The organism is Methylobacterium sp. WCS2018Hpa-22 (assembly GCF_031843785.1).
Classification (GTDB): domain Bacteria; phylum Pseudomonadota; class Alphaproteobacteria; order Rhizobiales; family Beijerinckiaceae; genus Methylobacterium.
Map to the genome: position 1 here is coordinate 20,252 of NZ_JAVTJA010000001.1, position 16,618 is coordinate 36,869.

Annotated in this window: 15 protein-coding genes; 5 read left to right on the forward strand and 10 right to left on the reverse strand. The window is 66.9% G+C overall.

All coding sequences use genetic code 11. The annotated features are described in order from the left end of the window. Positions 1–39: 39 nt before the first annotated feature. The 7 genes from RQI43_RS00095 to RQI43_RS00125 form a co-directional block, all read right to left on the reverse strand. Complete coding sequence (locus RQI43_RS00095; RefSeq protein WP_311273802.1) at positions 40–807, reverse strand: ABC transporter ATP-binding protein; 768 nt, start codon at positions 805–807, stop codon at positions 40–42. 8 nt (positions 808–815) lie between these two features. Beyond that, a complete protein-coding gene (locus RQI43_RS00100; protein ID WP_311273803.1) occupies positions 816–1,583 on the reverse strand; it encodes an ATP-binding cassette domain-containing protein in 768 nt (255 codons plus the stop codon). Next, positions 1,580–2,668 carry an ABC transporter permease subunit gene (locus RQI43_RS00105; protein WP_311273804.1) on the reverse strand — a complete coding sequence of 363 codons (1,089 nt, stop codon included), beginning with the start codon at positions 2,666–2,668 and terminating at the stop codon, positions 1,580–1,582. Before RQI43_RS00105 ends, RQI43_RS00100 begins: the two co-directional genes overlap by 4 nt. Continuing rightward, positions 2,665–3,531, reverse strand: a complete 867-nt coding sequence (locus RQI43_RS00110; protein WP_311273805.1) for an ABC transporter permease subunit — start codon at positions 3,529–3,531, stop codon at positions 2,665–2,667. Before RQI43_RS00110 ends, RQI43_RS00105 begins: the two co-directional genes overlap by 4 nt. A gap of 11 nt (positions 3,532–3,542) precedes the next feature. Further along, on the reverse strand, positions 3,543–4,808 hold the full coding sequence (locus tag RQI43_RS00115; RefSeq protein WP_311273806.1) for an ABC transporter substrate-binding protein: 1,266 nt from the start codon (positions 4,806–4,808) through the stop codon (positions 3,543–3,545). 228 nt (positions 4,809–5,036) lie between these two features. Next, positions 5,037–6,722, reverse strand: coding sequence for a methyl-accepting chemotaxis protein (locus RQI43_RS00120; RefSeq protein ID WP_311273807.1), 1,686 nt, complete (start codon positions 6,720–6,722; stop codon positions 5,037–5,039). Between the two features lie 259 nt (positions 6,723–6,981). Next, positions 6,982–7,194, reverse strand: a complete 213-nt coding sequence (locus RQI43_RS00125; RefSeq protein WP_311273808.1) for a DUF2934 domain-containing protein — start codon at positions 7,192–7,194, stop codon at positions 6,982–6,984. A 489-nt stretch (positions 7,195–7,683) separates the two neighbouring features. Between RQI43_RS00125 and RQI43_RS00130 the strand changes: the two genes are divergently transcribed. The 5 genes from RQI43_RS00130 (at position 7,684) to RQI43_RS00150 (ending at position 13,613) form a co-directional block, all read left to right on the forward strand. After that, positions 7,684–8,283, forward strand: coding sequence for a TVP38/TMEM64 family protein (locus RQI43_RS00130; RefSeq protein ID WP_311274087.1), 600 nt, complete (start codon positions 7,684–7,686; stop codon positions 8,281–8,283). Positions 8,284–8,349: 66 nt separating this feature from the next. Then, positions 8,350–9,981: a phospholipase D-like domain-containing protein gene (locus tag RQI43_RS00135; protein WP_311273809.1), complete on the forward strand. Its 1,632-nt coding sequence runs from the start codon at positions 8,350–8,352 to the stop codon at positions 9,979–9,981. 280 nt (positions 9,982–10,261) lie between these two features. Next, the gene (locus RQI43_RS00140) at positions 10,262–11,386 is read left to right on the forward strand and encodes a metallophosphoesterase (RefSeq protein ID WP_311273810.1); all 1,125 of its coding nucleotides are present in this window, start codon (positions 10,262–10,264) and stop codon (positions 11,384–11,386) included. 520 nt (positions 11,387–11,906) lie between these two features. Then, complete coding sequence (locus tag RQI43_RS00145; RefSeq protein WP_311273811.1) at positions 11,907–12,374, forward strand: hypothetical protein; 468 nt, start codon at positions 11,907–11,909, stop codon at positions 12,372–12,374. 3 nt (positions 12,375–12,377) lie between these two features. Beyond that, positions 12,378–13,613: an HlyD family secretion protein gene (locus RQI43_RS00150; RefSeq protein ID WP_311273812.1), complete on the forward strand. Its 1,236-nt coding sequence runs from the start codon at positions 12,378–12,380 to the stop codon at positions 13,611–13,613. A 274-nt stretch (positions 13,614–13,887) separates the two neighbouring features. Here RQI43_RS00150 and RQI43_RS00155 read toward each other — a convergent pair whose 3' ends face one another. The 3 genes from RQI43_RS00155 to RQI43_RS00165 all read right to left on the reverse strand — a co-directional run bounded on the left by RQI43_RS00155 (position 13,888) and on the right by RQI43_RS00165 (position 16,580). Then, positions 13,888–14,523 (reverse strand): SDR family NAD(P)-dependent oxidoreductase, encoded by a 636-nt coding sequence (locus RQI43_RS00155; protein WP_311273813.1) that lies wholly within the window; start codon positions 14,521–14,523, stop codon positions 13,888–13,890. A gap of 60 nt (positions 14,524–14,583) precedes the next feature. After that, positions 14,584–15,561 carry an HWE histidine kinase domain-containing protein gene (locus tag RQI43_RS00160; RefSeq protein WP_311273814.1) on the reverse strand — a complete coding sequence of 326 codons (978 nt, stop codon included), beginning with the start codon at positions 15,559–15,561 and terminating at the stop codon, positions 14,584–14,586. Positions 15,562–15,830: 269 nt separating this feature from the next. After that, positions 15,831–16,580 (reverse strand): endonuclease/exonuclease/phosphatase family protein, encoded by a 750-nt coding sequence (locus RQI43_RS00165; protein ID WP_311273815.1) that lies wholly within the window; start codon positions 16,578–16,580, stop codon positions 15,831–15,833. Positions 16,581–16,618: the final 38 nt, after the last annotated feature.

Genomic DNA, 16,618 nt, shown 5'->3' on the forward strand with positions numbered 1-16,618 from the left:
GTTGGAACGGAAAGGGCGTACGGGATGGGTCGGGCGGCCTCATTCCATGCCGACGAATTCCTCGATCATCGCCCGGTCACGGGCGATCTCGGGCGGGATCTCACGGGTGACGACGCCCTTCTGCAGGATCAGCACCCGCTCCGAGAGGCCGGCGATGAAGGTGAGGTTCTGCTCGACGAGGAGGATCGTCAGGCCGCGCGCCCGGCCGATCGCCTGCAGCGTCTCGATGATCTCCTCGATGATCGAGGGCTGGATCCCCTCCGTCGGTTCGTCGAGGAGAAGGATGCGGGGGTTGCCGCAGAGGCAGCGGGCCAGCGCCAGCAATTGCTGCTCGCCCCCCGACAGCGCCCCGCCCGGCCGGTCGAGATAGGCCTTCAGCCGGGGGAAGACGGTGAGGATGTCCGCGATGGTCTCATCCTCGTCCCTGTCGGAGAGGAGGCAGCCCATGCGCAGGTTCTCGCGCACGCTCAAGGTCGCGAAGATTTCTCGGCCCTGAGGCACGAACCCCATGCCGAGCCGCGCCCGCGCCGTCGGCGAGCGCCGGGCGATGTCCTCGCCCCCGAGGCGGATGCGGCCGGCGGTGACGGGCAGGTAGCCCATCAGGGTGCGCAGCAGGGTCGTCTTGCCCATGCCGTTATGGCCGAGGATGCCGACGAACTCACCCTCCCCCACGGTGAGCGAGACGCCGCCGAGGATCGGGATGCGGCCATAGCCGGAATGCAGGCCCTCGACGGACAGGAGCGCCGACTTCACCGCCGGGACGGCGTTCGGGCCGGTGGAGAGCGGGAGCGGTTCGATTGCGTTCATCGTGCGGCTCATGCGGCCTGCTTGCCGAGATAGACGTCGCGGACGCGCTGGTCGGCGAGCACCCGTTCCACGCTGTCCTCCATCAGGATGCGACCCTGGTTGAAGACCGTGACGGTCCTGGCGATCATCCGGATGAAGGGCATGTCGTGCTCCACCACGATGAGGGCATGGGTGCGGTTGATCTCGCGGATGAGCTCGGCGGTGCGGTGGACCTCGTCATGGGTCATGCCGGCGGCGGGCTCGTCGAGGAGGATCAGCTCCGGTTCCTGGGCCAGCACGGTGGCGATCTCGACCCATTGGCGCTGGCCATGGGCGAGCTGGCCGACATTGCGTTCGGCGATGGCCGTGAGCTGGAGCCGGGTCAGCGTCTCGTCGACGATGGAGCGCGTCCGGGCGATGGACTTGCGCCGCCCGGCCGCCACGAACACGTTCTCGCGCACCGACAGGCCGTTGAAGACGTTGGGCACCTGGGTCTTGATGCCGACTCCGAGCCTCGCGATCCGGTGCGGCTCGGCCCCGGTGATGTCCGTGTCGCGGAAGCGGATGCTGCCTTCGCTGGGCGTCAACTGGCCGGTGAGCATCTTGAAGAAGGTGCTCTTGCCCGCGCCGTTGGGGCCGATGAGGCAGCGCAGCTCCACCTCGCCGAGGGTGAAGTCGACATTGCCCACCGCCGTCACGCCGCCGAAGCGCATGGTGACGCCCTTGGCCTCGACGAGGGGGCGAAGCGGCGGGCGGATTGAGGAAGCCGGCGCCGTCGCTGTCGTGGTGATGCTCATGGCCGGACCTCCCCTGCCAGCGCCTCGCGGGCGGGATCGGCGGGTTTGCCCGCCTTCGCCTCGACGATTTTGGTCCTGAAGACCTTGGTGACGAGTTCGGGAAAGCGCATCAGCAGGTTCCTCACCACCGGCAGGAGCCCCTGCGGGATCAGCAGGACGAACGCCACGAGGACGATGCCGAGGCCGAGATTGGAATCGACCACGTTCTGCGAACCGGCCTCGATGATGAGCCACTGGATCAGCACCGCGCCGAGCATCGGGCCGACGAGGGTGCCGAGGCCGCCCACCAGCACGAAGATGATCACCTGCGCCGACATCGACAGGCCGAACACGGTGGGGCTGATGAAGCCGCCCCAATTGGCGTAGAGGCAGCCCGCGAGCCCGGCGACCGCGCCGGAGATCATGAAGGCGAGGAGCTTGTAGAGGCGCGGATCGTAGCCGATGAGCTGCGCCCGGGTCTCGTTCTCGCGGATCGCTACCACGACGCGGCCGAAGCGGCTGGCCAGCACCCAGCGCAACAATGCGTAGACCAGGATCAGCGCGCCCATGGCGGCGTACCAGATGCCGTCGTTGTCGAGCGGGTTGCCCGCGTCGCCGAGCTTGTTGAGAGCGGGGATCGCCGGGATGCCGTTGAACCCGCCGAGTTCCGCCTCGCCGATCCGGTACTGGCTGCCGGAGGTGGTGTTCACAAGCTGGAACAGGATCACCGAGACGGTGAGGGTGATGACGCCGATATAGGCGTCGGAGATCCGGCCGTAGAACATGAAGTAGCCGAGCAGACCCGCGAACAGGGTCGGCACCAGGATGGCGATGAGGATCGGCAGCGTGCTGTCGCCCATGTTGATCATGGAAACCGCGTAGGCGTAGCCGCCGAGCCCGAGGAAGGCGGCCTGCCCGAAGGACATCACCCCGCCATAGCCCCAGATGAAGCCCTGGCTCAGGGCGAACATGGCGAGTGCTGCAAAGCCCGTGGCCTGGACGAGGCCGAACGTGTCGAGGATGTGCGGCGCCCCGAATAGGAGGCCGAGCATGACGCAGAGGGTCGCGAGGAAGCCCCCTGAGGAGCGACGGTCGACGGGATTCATAGGCTGCGCCTCAGGTAGCGGCCGGTGATGCCCTGCGGCAGCACGCGGATCAGCAGGATCGCGGCGACGAGGAGGGCGACGTCGCCGATGACGGGCGTGGTCCTGAACGAGACCAGTTCGTTGATGAACCCGAACACCGACGAGGCGAGACCCGTGCCCGTGACGATGGCGGGGCCGCCGCCCAGCACGGTGATGAAGGCGCGGGAAATGTAGGCCGCCCCCATGGATGGGGAGACGCCGGAGATCGGCGCGAGGATGCCGCCGGCCAGCCCCGCGAGGGCCGCGCCGAGGCCGAACGTCGCCATGTAGATGCGGTCGGGCGAAACGCCCATGGCGGCGGCCATGCGCGGGTTCTGCATGGTGGCGCGCAGGATCAGCCCGAACTTCGTCATCCGCAGCAACAGGAACATGCCCGTCAGCACGGCGAGCGCCGTGGCGATGATGACGAGGCTGTAGAGGCTGGCGCCATAGCGGCCGATCTCGAAGCTCCCGACCGGGGTCGAGACGCCCCGCACGACGTTGCCGTAGAGCGTGGTGATCAGGCCGATCAACCCGAGGCTGATGCCCCAGGTCGCCAGCATCGTGTCCATCATCCGCCCGTAGAGGAAGCGGATGACGGTGCGTTCGAGGATCAGCCCCACCGCCCCCACCACCAGGGGCGGCAGGACCAGCATGGCGATCCAGATGTTCACCCCGGCGCCGTTCGCCATCACGGCGGTATAGGCGCCGAGCATCATGAACTCGCCGTGGGCGAGGTTGATGATGCGCATCATGCCGTAGATCACCCCGAGACCGAGGGTGATCAGGACCAGGGTGGCGATGCCGGTGGCGACGTTGAAGGTCAGGAGCCCCGCGAGATCCATGAAGAAGCGCCTCAGCCCTTCAGGTCGGGCGTGAACTGCTTGTTCATGCGCGGATTTTTGACGAGGTCGCAGGCGCCGCCGGTATCGGCCGGGAACGAATCCGGGAAGGCCGCCAGCTGCTCCCATTTCCGGTCCTTGGGCCGGGCGAGGTAGGTGTTGCGGATGGTGTGGTGGGTGCCGGGATCCATCGTCACCTTGCCCGTGGGCGAGTCGATGGTGATGCCGCTCTCCAGCGCCGCCACGACGGCGTCGCGCTCGATCGAGCCGGCCTTCTTCACCCCTTCCGCCCAGAACATGATGCCTTCGTAGGTGGCGGTGTCGAGTTCGCTGAGATCGGTGACGTCGGCGCCGAACTTCCCCTGCATGCCGGCGACGAAGGCCTTGCTCGCGGGCGTGTCGAGGTCGTTGTACCAGCCGTAGCAGGTGAGGATGCCGTTGGTGGTGGAGGTGTCCATGGTGGTCAGCTCGTCGCCGAGGCCGAACACGCTGGCGCCCATGGGGATCTTGCCCTTCATGCCGGCGGCGTCCCACTGCCGGTAGAAGCCCGAATGGTTGGCGCCGACGAGGGCGGAGAGGACGATCTCCGGCTGGGCCTGCTGGATGCGGCTGATGGCCGAGGAGAAGTTCGTGACGTCGAGGGGGAAGAAGTCGGTGCCGGCCACGGAGCCGCCGCCGTCCTTCATGAACTTCGTCATCCAGCTCGCGGTGATGTGTCCGTAATTGTAGTCCGCGGCGATGATGTAGGCTTTCTTGCCCCAGTTCTTGAGGGCGTAATCGACGATGTGGTTGACGGTCTGGGCCGGGGTCGAGCCGGTGCAGAAGACGTTACGGTCGCAGACACCGCCCTCGTACTGGGTGTTGTAGAAATAGAGGGTCTTGGAACGGCCGAAGATCGGCCGGATCGCCTCGCGCGAGGCCGAGGTGATGCCGCCCTGGATGACGTCGACCTTGTCCTTCAGGGCGAGGGTCTGGGCGTATTGCGTATAGAGCTGCATGTTGGACTGGGTGTCGTAGGCGATCAGCTTGATCGGACGGCCCAGCAGGCCGCCGGCCTTGTTGAGCAGTTCCACCGTGTATTCGGTGGTCTCGATCATCCGCTTGCCTTCGAGCCCGAGCGCCCCGGTCCCGTCGAGGAGGCTGCCGAGCTTGATCGGCTCCGCCGCCAAGCCGTTCCGGGCAAAGAACGGCATCGCCACCGCGCCGCCCGCCCCTGCCAAACCGAGCTTGAGCGCATCGCGACGGTTTATCTGGCGACGGTTCATCGTGCCCTTGGTCATCAACATCACTCCGCTTCGTGCCGTCTGCACGGACGATCGCCGCCGGCCGCGCGGGAGTGACGTAACAAGATCGATGCCAACAAATCTCACATTACGGGCAAGGTCGGGCGAGTGCGACGGATGCCTCCTCCATAGGCAGGCCGGGGGCCGTTTCGCCTCGCCTCAAGGCACGAAAGCCACAGATCACGCACGTCCCGCATCGGCGCGGAGAGCGTCCCGCGTGGTCGGTCAGGCGGCTCGCACGGTGGCGAGGAAGCGGGCGACCTCGAGACTGAGATGCTCGGATTGCTGCGACAGGTCGGAGGCCGAGGCCAGGACCTGGCTCGCGGCGGCGCCGGTCTCCTCGGCCGCGTTCGCCACGCTGGAGATGTTGGTGGTGACCTCACCCGTCCCGACGGCCGCCTGAGCGACGTTGCGGACGATCTCCTGTGTCGCGGCACCCTGTTCCTCGACGGCCGCGGCGATGGAGGTGGCGACGGTACTGATCTCGCCGATCCGCGCGGCGATGGTTCCGATCGCCGCGACCGCCTCTCCCGTGGAGGTCTGGATGCGGCCGATCTGGTCGCCGATCTCCTGGGTGGCCCGCGTCGTCTGGCTGGCGAGCTGCTTCACCTCGGCGGCGACCACGGCGAAGCCCCGGCCTGATTCACCGGCCCGCGCCGCCTCGATGGTGGCGTTCAGCGCCAGCAGGTTGGTCTGTCCGGCGATCTCCGAGATGATCGAGACGACGTCGCCGATCTTGCCCGCCGCCAGGCTGAGCTCCTGGACGAGGGAGGCGGTCCGGGCCGCCTCGTTCACCGCGAGGGTGGCGAGCCGGGCCGACCCGTCGACCTGACGGCCGATTTCCTGCACCGAGGAGCCGAGCTGCTCCGTCGCGGCCGCCACCGTGTTGACGTTGTAGGCCGCTTGCTCGGCTGCCGCCGCGACCGCCAGGGATTGCGAGGCGGTCTGCGTGGCCGTCGTCGTCATCGATTGCGCCGTGCCCTGGAGCTGGTTCGCCGACGCCGCCACGGTGCCGATGATGCCGCCCACGGCCTGTTCGAAATCCCCCGCCATCTGATGCATGGCGGCGTGGCGCTGGGCTTCGGCGCCCGCCCGTGCCAGCACGGTCTCCTCTTCCATCGCCCTCATCTCGATGAGGCGTATCTTGAACACCTGCACCGCATCCGCGATCGTGCCGATCTCGGTCCCCTCACCCTGGCGCGGGATCGCTACAGACAGGTCGCCCGAGGCCAGCGCCTGCATGGGCTGGACCACCGAGGCGATGCCTCCGGTGACGCCACGGACGATCCAGAACGCGAGCAGGGCCGAGAGCACGAGGCCGCCGATGCCGGCGCCGAGGACGATGGTCTCTGTGCGGGCGAAGGCTTCCCGTCCTTCGATCCGGGATGCTTCCGCGGCCTCGTTGTTGACGGTCACGAGCTGGTCGGCCAGCGAGGTGCTCAGGCGCTGAAGCTCGGTCGACTTGCCCTGCATCCGCTCGAGCGCATCCTCGTTCATCCCGCTGCGCGAGAGGTCGAGGATCGGCTTGTTCTCCTTGAGGTAGTCGAGCCAGGTTGCGTTGAGGCGGTCGTAGATCGCTCGCTCGCGCGCGGAGGTCGCGAGGGGAGCGTATTCGGCCAGCACGCGCGTGACCCTGCCCTGCCGCTCGACGATCTCGGAATCGTAGCGCTTCTTCGAATCGGGGTCGATCGCGGCCAGATGGCGGTAGATGCTGATCGCGTAGCGCGCGACCCAGCCGGAGATCTCACCGGCCTTGGCGACGCTCGGCAGGGCATCCGACTGGACCGTCACCAGTTGTCCGTTGATCGTCCGTGTCGCGGTCAGCGCGACCGCCCCCATCCCGAGCAGAAACAGCGTCGTGACCGCGAAGGCGCCGATGAGGCGCGCGCGCAGGGAAAGACGGCTCAGCATGACGGCGTTCCGCGACAGAGAGGGGATGTGTGGAAAATATCCACCCCCAAGATCCACCGAAGGTCTGAATATTTTCTAAAGCTAAATACCGACGCGATGAGACTTTTGTTTCCACATAGATAAGGTTTTTATTCCTACATCTGCAATTTAACCGGTCTTTCTCGTGTAGTCGGCTAGAAGATGCATGCACTTGTTCGGTCGGTTTGTCGGTGAAGTGGCGGAACAACGATGCCGACGAGCGAGACGACTCGACGCCCGGTCACGATTGCATGGGCGGGGAGGTCTCGTCGGTCACGGTTGCTTCCGCTTTCGCCGCGCGTTCCCGCTCGGCCCTCAGCTCTTTCTCGGCCATCAGCCAGAATTCGATTTCGAATCCCATGGGCTGGTGATTACGCTCCCAGAGTTCGTAGGCGCGCCGGCGAATCTGATCGAATGTCGGGCTGGCGCTGCGTTCCGTCGATGTCTGCTTCATGGGAACTTCGCCTCGTCCAGATTCTGCTTCGTCCAAATCCCGCTCCATCCGAACCCCGTCCCGGCATCGGCCGCCGGCCTCGCGTCGCGACGGTCTCGCATCATGCCGCAGAGCCCATGGCATGTTCCCCGCCCGTGAACATTCACACAGGGCAGGGGCCGGGCGGTTCTGCGCCGCGTCATGCGATGCTAACGATCCTCCGCGAACCAGGGCGCTTCAGCGCCGTTGTCGCATATGCCTTTGTCGCACATGCAAAAGGCGGGACAGGCCCCGGCCATGACGCCGAACCCGCTCCGGCATCTGGCCACGGTTTCGTGCTGCAGTGCAAGATGCGGGGACGGGTCGACCCATGACCGGGGCGAGGTGGACCAGGGCGAGGTGGGCCAGGGTAAGGAGTGAGGGGAAGGCGTGACGGGCGGGGAGATCCGATATTGGAGCGTGACTGTCCTCGCGATCCTCGCACTGGCTGGCGCCTGGCTGCTGCTGCCGATGGACGAATGGCTGCGTGGCTTCGCCGAATGGACCGCGGGCCTCGGCCTGCTCGGCCCCCTCGCCTTCGGTGGGCTCTTCTTTCTCGCGACCCTGCTGGTGATTCCCTGCACGCCGCTGACCATCGCCGGGGCCGTCGCCTTCGGATGGTGGGCCATGCCCATCGCCCTGGTCTCGGCCACGGCGGGCTCCGTCCTCGCCTTCATCGCCAGCCGCTACCTGTTCCGCGAGCGGCTGCGCCGCCTCATCGCGCGCCGCCCGACCATGGTCGCCACCATGGAGGCGGTGGGGGATGGCGGGTGGCGCCTTCTCACCCTGATGCGGCTGAGCCCCTTCGTCCCCTTCAATGCCCAGAACTACGCGCTCGGTCTCACCGAGGTCGGCATGGGCGCCTATCTCGTCTCGACCATCCTCGGGATGCTGCCGGGCACCATCGTCTGCGTTTATCTCGGAATCATCGGGCGCGCGGCCGGCAGCGATACGACCGAGCATTGGCTCTTTCTCGGTCTCGGCTTTGCCGCCACGGTGGCCGCCGTCGCCCTCACCCGGCGCCGCGTGCGGCACAAGATGCAGGCCAGGCAGGCGGCGACGGCTGTATGAGGGCACCGGCATGAGGGCAACGGCATGAGAGCAGTGGCGTCGAACCAGTGAAGCGAGACAGTTGATATGAGCGGCCCGTCCCAGCCGGCAGCATTGGATCACGGCCATGCCGTGCCCGCCATGCCGGCCCCCCTGACATCCTGGCTGGTTCCCGGCGCGACCTGCTGGCGCCAGGAGCGGGCGGCCCGCGTGGCGATCCTGCACGACGGCGCCGCCTATTTCGCCGCGTCGCGCGAGGCGATCCTCAAGGCCCGATCCTCCGTGATGCTGATCGGCTGGAGCTTCGATCCGCGCGTGCGGCTGACGCCCCAGGGGGAGGCGGACCGCGAGACCATGGCCGACCTGCTGCGGCGCCTGAAGGCGACGCGGCCCGAGGTCGAGATCCATCTCCTGATCTGGGACATGCCGTGGCCGATCTCCGCCGGCACCGATCTCAAGCCCGACGACATCCGCGCCCTGCTCGGGCCGGGGATCGAGTACGTCGTCGATTCCCGCCTCCCCTTCGGGGCCTGCCAGCACCAGAAGGTGCTGGTGGTGGACGACCGCATCGCCTTCAGCGGCGGCAGCGATTTCGAGGTGAACCGCTGGGACACGCCCGCCCATCGGGACCGTGACCCGCTCCGGCGTCTGCCGACCGGCGAGGATTATCCGCCGCGCCACGACGTCATGATGCTCGTCGACGGTGCGGCCGCGTCGGCGCTGTCCGATCTGGCGCGTCAACGCTGGCAGGAAGCGACGAGCGGGCGCCTGGCCTCAGCCGTGTCCGGACCGGTCGGCACGGACGCACGCGGTCCTTCCCGCCCCGATTCTTCCCTGTCCGATTCTTCCCTCCCCGATCCTTGGCCCGATTCGGTGACGCCGCTCTTCGAGGACGTGACGGTAGGGCTCGCCCGCACGATACCGGCACGGGAAACGGGCGAAGCGATTCGCGAGAACGAGGCGCTCTATCTGCTGGCGATCCGCCGCGCGTCCCGCCACATCTATCTCGAGAACCAGTATTTCACCTCTCCGCTCATCGCCGAGGCCCTGGCCGCGCGCCTCGCCGAGCCGGAAGGTCCCGACATCGTCGTGGTGCTCGCCAAACGCAGCCCGAACGGCTTCGACCGGATCACCATGGACGGGGCGCGGCGCGGCCTCATCGCCCGGCTTCGCGCGGCGGACCGGTATGGCCGCCTGCGCATCCTCGCGCCGCATACGCTCCAGGGCCGTCCGATCCTCGTCCATTCCAAGGTCGCGATCTTCGACGACCGGATGCTCCGGGTCGGGTCGACCAACCTGAACAACCGGTCCATGGGCTACGACACCGAATGCGACCTCGCCCTCGAAACGCTCGATGGCGACGCAGGCGATGCGCGGCGCATCGCCATCGCGCGGGTGAGGAACGGCCTGATCGCCCATCATGCCGGCTGCCCGCGCGACGCTTTCGAGGAGGCGGTGCGGGAGAAGGGACTGCTCGCGGCGATCGACGATCCCGCCCTCGTCCCGGCCCGCCGGCTGTGCTCCCTCGTGGCCTCAAGGCGCGGGCCCGTCGTGCGCCTCGTCGAGGCCTTCCATCTCGGAGATCCCGTCGGTCTCGTCGATGCCTGGCGGCCCTGGCGCCGTCACCGCGCCCTCGCCCGGCGCCGCGAGGGGGCCAACGCGGTCGCGGGTCAGCAGCCGGTACGCGCCGGGGCGGCGCAGCCCGCCGAGGCTTCCTGAACAGGTTCGCAACGGCCAGCCAACGCTTCACCTCGCTCAGGCTTTTGACGTGTCGCGGTTTCGAGACGCAGAACCGGTGACCGCTTTTGCTCAACCCGCTGAGAGGTCGAGATCCGACGGACGGAACGCTTCGCGCATAGCCGGTGTGCTCGGCGGCACCTGATGAAGCTTGCGAGGCGGATCGATGCGTCCCTCGTCGCGCGGTCGGTGATATGGCCTCGTCCCGTTCGGACGCAGCATCGGCTCCGTGCCGATCGTCCACCGTCGCCGATACGAGAGCATGTTTCACCTGATCTTCGGTCTGCCCTGCCTGTACGTCGTCACCAGGGTCCTGTGGCCGCTTCCATGGCCGTTCGCTGTGAAGGCCGGCATTGCCGTCCTCCTGCTCGTCGCCTCGCAATACCATCTGTGGAGCCGCCTCTCGTCCGGCTCGGTCTTCGCGCCCGAGTTTCCGCGGGTGCTGATCCTGCTGTTCAACTGGGCCTTCGGGGCGATCTTCCTCCTGGCGGCGATGCAGCTGGCGCTCGACGTCGTGGCGTTGGCTTCCAGGCTCGTGCCCGGTAGCGGCTGGGCGATCCCGGCCGGCTGGCGCTATGCCGAGGCGGCGCTGGCCATGCTCCTGTCGGCGGTGGCGGTGCAGCAGGCGGTGCGGGTGCCGCCGCTCAAGGACGTCACCGTCGAGATCGAGAACCTTCCGGCCGGCTTCGACGGCTTCACCCTGCTCCAGCTGACGGACCTGCATCTCAGCCGCCTGTTCCCGGCGGCATGGGCGCGGGAGGTGGTGACGCGATCCAACGCGCTCGGCGTCGATCTCGTGGTGGTGACCGGCGACCTGATCGACGGGGCCCTCGCATCGCGCCGCGCCGACGTCGAACCGCTGCGTGGTCTCCAGGCCCCGGACGGGGTCTGGGTGATCCCCGGCAACCACGAATACTTCTTCGACTATGCGGGGTGGATGCACCGCTATGCCGAACTGGGCATGGGCGTGCTCGAGAACCGGCACACGGTCTTGAAGCGCGGTGGCGATGCCTTGGTCCTCGCGGGCGTGACCGACCTGTCGGCCTCGCATTCGGGACGGCCGGTGCACGACCTCGACGCCGCTTTGGCCGGTGCGCCGCCCAATGCCCCCATCGTCCTGCTCGACCATCAGCCGAGGGGCGCGGCGCGGTCGGCCGCGAAGGGTGTGGCCCTGCAACTCTCCGGGCACACGCATGGCGGGATGATCTGGGGACTCGACCGGCTGGTCGCTCGCGCCAATGCCGGCTTCGTCTCCGGCGCATACGCGGTCGGCGCCATGACGCTCTACGTCAACAACGGCACGGGGCTGTGGCCCGGCTTCGCCTTGAGGCTCGGGACATCCTCCGAGCTGACGCGCATCACGCTCCGGGGCAAGCCCCGATCCTAGAGCTGCGCCCGACCACAATGGGTCCGGCTCAGCTGAGGTGATGAAAATCCGACGTTCGGTACCCGCCGTCGGGGGAGTTTCCGACCCAACCCGGCCGCTTGGTTCGCGATGGGTACTCCTTACGAGCAGTCATCTGTTGGCCGGCCGGCAACGTCGGCTCGTGGCGGCAACCGGACTTTGGTCCTTCGTCCCGAAGCGGACGTTCCGCTGTCGATCCAACCTTGCCGTGGAGGGTGGTTTTCAGCTGTCCTCATGAGCGAACGGTCATCGCTCCTTGTCCCGGCTGAATGGCGTCTCGAGTGCAGCCGTGCAGCAGGTGGATGCTTATCGGCAGTTGACGGACGAAAATCCGCTGCCTGCAGAACACCAGTATCCAGCGGCAAAAATCAATTATAGACGATACAAACGTAATATGTTTGTGTATCCTGACCACTCCAGAGAGCGGTTCAGGCGTTTGATGCGCCGTTGAACTATGCGAGGCCGTGATTCGATTGCGTCACCATTTCTATTGGGGGCCAACATGTCCGACGCGATCCACCCGGCTGCACCGCATCATTTGCCAATATTCATGCCGGCGGCAGACGGGACTGACGTGTTCATGTCGGTCATGGCCGTGGTCCTCGTCCTCGTGGTGATGGCAGCGGGGCTTCTGTTCCTGCGCCTGCATACCTTGCCCGAACGGATGGCCCACAAGAGCCACAAGCTGCAGTTCGAGATCGTCGCCGTGCTGGGGCTGCTCGCCCTCTTCACGCATATCCATCTGTTTTGGGTGATGGGCCTCCTGCTTGCCTTGATCGACATCCCAAACTTCGGAGGAACGCTCGGTCGCATGGCGGGGGCGCTCGAACGGATCGCGGGTCTCTCTCCAGGAACGGGAGCTGCCGAAGTGCCGGAGGACAGCGGGCCGGCCAGCGTCCCCCGGGAAGATGTCTCGCCCGTCTTACGGCCCATCCCGAGGATCGTCCCGGTCAGCACGACGAGGACCTGATCCATGCTCGAGATCTTACTGTGCTCGGTGCTGACAATCCTGCCGGACTATCTTTTCCGACGCTTCGGCCAGGGCAAGCGGTTCGGCAAGGAGATCACGCTCTACTCGGTGTGGTTCGAGCTGAGGTGGGGCATCGTCTCGTGCCTGATGCTTTCCGTGGGTCTCATCACGGTGATCTTCTATTATCACCCATCCACGAAGACCGCGACCCTGTACTACCGGACCGTTCCCATCGTCTCGGAGGCCAGCGGACGTGTCGCCGAGATCTACGTCAACAGCATCAGCGGCGAGGTCAAGAAGGGCGAACCCATCTTCCGCCTGGACAGCGCGACCCAGGAGGCGGCGGCCGAGGCGGCTCGGCGTAAGATCGCCGAGGTCGAGGCGGCGATGGTGGCGGCGCGATCAGAGATTGCGGCGTCCGAAGGCAAGGCTCAGGAGGCGAGGAGCGGCCTACAGCAGGCCATCGACGAACTGGAGACGAAGCAGGAGCTGAACCGGCGGGGCGCTGGGATCGTCGCGTTTCGCGAGATCGAGCGGCTTCAGAATGTCGTGAACGGCCGGCGCGGCGCGGTCGCGGCTGCGACGGCGGCCAAGCAGACGGCCGAAGCACAGGTCAGCAGTCTTCTCCCCGCCCAGAAAGCCAGCGCAGAAGCTGCTCTTGCCCAAGCCACTGTAGAGATCGCGAAGACCACCATCCGGGCCGGCGTTGATGGACGAGTGGAGCAGTTCACCCTGCGGGTCGGCGACATCGTCAATCCGATCATGCGACCGGCAGGCGTGCTGATCCCCGAAGGTGCCGGACGGAAAGCCATTACGGCGGGGTTCGGGCAGATCGAAGCTCAGGTCATGAAGGTGGGGATGCTGGCCGAGATCACCTGCGTCTCCAAACCCTGGACCGTGATCCCCATGGTGGTGACGAGCGTGCAGGACTTCATTGCCGCCGGACAATTTCGTGGCGGCGAGCAGCTCATCGATGCGCAGCAGGTCGTTCGCCCCGGAACGATCACGGTGTTTCTCGAGCCGCTCTACGCGGGTGGGCTCGAAGGCGTGAAACCGGGCAGTAGCTGTATCGCCAATGCATATACCAGCAACCACGACCTGATTAACTCGGGCAAGCTCAGCACCACCAGAAGCTTGGTCCTCCATGCGGTCGATGCCACCGCCGTGGTCCACGCCATGATCCTACGTATTCAGGCATTGATGCTGCCGATCCAAACTCTCGTTTTTAGCGGACATTAATTTGGAACGGGCAGAAGACCCAGTCAGTCACGGATCCGAATGTCTGGTCTCCACCCGACCCAGCCGCAGACTTTCCGACCTTGTGCAACAGGTCGTAAGCGGGCGCGACGGCTGTGTCTGCTTCTGCCAACTCCCCGCCAGAAGCAGACGCTGCTCCCTGATCCATCTCCGACGCTCGGGGCGGGTACGATCGGTCGAATTTCTTCAACCACCCGACCCTTGTTGCGCCGCGCTCGTTTGCGCCGAAACGGCATCCATTTCGGCGGAGCGCGGCCTAGCCCACGAGGACGACGGCCTTGCGCGCATAGGAGTGCCCGTCGATCTCACCGGCGATGAAGTGGGCCACGTCGGCGCGGGAAATCAGGCCGTTCCGCCAGGATGCGGGCTCGGTCAGGATCTTATAGCGTTCCGTGGCCGAGCCGGGTGTCAGCACGCCCGGCCGGACGAAGGTCCAGTCCAGGCCAGAGCGGCGGATCCGCATCTCCTGGGCGTCCTTGTCGTCATAGGCCCGCCCGAAGACGAGGCGGAAGGGGATGCGTTGCAGCAGGCCGATGGCGTCACGGCTGTCGCCGGTGCCGAAGCCCGTCACGGCGAGGATGCGCCGCACGCCGGCTTTCTCCATGGCCGGCACCAGCACGTTGGTGGCGGCCGAGAACAGAGTCACCGGCCCGAGCAGGTTCTTCGCCGGCACGCCCAGGGCCTGCACCACGACGTCGATGCCCTCCAGGGCGGATGTGACGTCGGCGGCGTTCAAGGCGTCGCCGGGGAAGCGTTCCAGCCCCTGGCCCGACAGCGACATGGTCGCGGCGGATCGGGCGAAGGCGCGCACGCGATGGCCGGCCGCCAGGGCCGCCTTCACGGTTTCCAGGCCGATGCCCTGGCTGGCGCCGATGACGAGGACGTGGGCCATGTCGAGTTTCCTGACGCGTGTTGTGACTGGCGAGCGACGTGAAGAGGGAGGGACGGTCGTTCAGGCGGCCGGGACATTCATCTCGAAGCCGAGCCCGGTCTCGTCGATCCGACGCGTGAAACGGCCGCCCAGGCTGCGCTCGATGGTCTGTCTCAGCAGTCGGGAACCGAACCCGCCCCCATCGGCCGTGACCGTCCCCGAGGAGGCCGATGTCTCCTCCCAGTTGAGCGTGAGCGTTCCGTCCGACACGCGACCCGTCACTGTCAGCGTGCCGCCTCCCGAGAGGGCGCCATACTTGGCCGAGTTGGTGGCGAGCTCGTGCAGGATCATGGCGTAATCGTTGACCTTGCCGGGAGGCGCCACGGCGGCGTCCTCGACGTCGATCTCGATGTTGCCGCCGTCGAGGTAGGGGGACAGAATCCGCTCGGCCAGCGTCCGAAGCCTGACATTGCCGTGGTCCCCGGCCTGTGCCCGCGTCGCCAGGGCCGTCGCCTCGTGCAGCACGCCGAAGCGTTGCGACAGGTCCTCGGCGAAGTGAGGAGTCGAGGTGGCGCCCCGGGCGACGATGGCGGTCAGCGCCCGGGCGACGGAGAACATGTTCGAGACACGGTGCGCGAGTTCCGCCGTGAGGAGGTGCTCGGCTTCTTCGGCGCGCTTCTGCCGGGTCACGTCGAGAAAGATGGCCTGGACCCACTCGCCGACCTTGCCGGACTCTCCCCCCACCCCGCGGGCGGAGACCCAGCGTGCGTCAGGGCCGTCGCCGATGCGAAAGTCGAAACTGTAGGGATGGGAATCGGCCTCGCTCGCCGCCCAGTCGAGCATCATGGCGCGGCGGTCCTCCGCGTTCACGCGCGCGAAGAGATCGTCGATGGGGACGACGGATTCGGACGTCCCCCAGAACTCGCGGCAGAGCCCGTCGAGCTGGGCCAACCTGCGCGTCGGCGACCAGGCCCACAGGGCGACGCCGCCGCGATGGATGGTGTCGGTGAAGCTGGCCAGCGTCCACTCGTAGCCTGACGACGTCACATCCTCGGCCATGCAATTCCCGATTGAACCTCGAACAGGGTCGATGCCTGTCGCATCGCCGGGGGGACAAGCCGTTTGGCAGCGGTTTGCTCCCTCACGTCATCGACATCCTCCGATCCGCGGCGATAGCGTCGCGTTTCCCATCCTCGGCTTGGCAAGATGGGCGTGCGGCGCTCGCTCGATGGCGGTTTGTGTCACTCCTCGCGGTCGAGATCGTTTTGAAGACTTCGGGCAACCGAAGCCGGACCGCCCCGCCCTCTCCTCGCATTCGAGGCTCCGGGTCAGACCGTGGCCGGACCGATCTCCAACTCCACCAGGAGGGGCAGGTGGTCCGAGGCGCGGCGGGCGAGCGGCGTATGCACGACTTCCATGCGTCGCACCCGCACCTCCGGCCCGACGAAGACATGGTCGATCCGCAGCAGCGGCCAGCGGCTCGGAAAGGTGGCGGAGCCGGATTTCTGCCCGGCGATCCGCCTTGCATCGACGAGATGCGCGGCAAGCCTCCGGTAGGCCGCGGATTGCGGGATGGCGTTGAAATCTCCCATCAGGACGAAGGGGGAGACGCAGTCGGGCGATCCGGTCCAGTCGGGGCCGAGCAGCGCCTTCGCCTGGGCCATCCGCTCCTTCGCCGACAGGCCCAGATGGGTGTTGAAGACCTGCAGAATCCGGCCATTCGCCGTCACCTCCACCCACAGGGCGCCGCGCGGCTCCAGGCCGGGCCGGTTCGCGAGGCCGGGCAGGATGCCCGACCGGACCAGCCGGGACGGAAGGCGGGTCAGGATGGCGTCGCCGTAGCGCTCATCGGCCAGGTGCAGGGCCGGATGGAAATGGTGATCCATGCCGAGACGCCGGGCGATGGTCTCGGCCTGGTCGAGGCCGCCGGTCCGGGCGCGCCCGACATCGACCTCCTGGAGCGCGACGAGATCGGCCCCGCTGGCAGCGATCACCTCGGCCACCCGGTCCGGCGACACGCGCCCGTCCATGCCGCGGCAATGACGGATGTTGTAGGACAAGGCGCGGACGCTGATCAAACGGGAAGGCTCGTCAAACGGGAAGCACTCGTCAAACG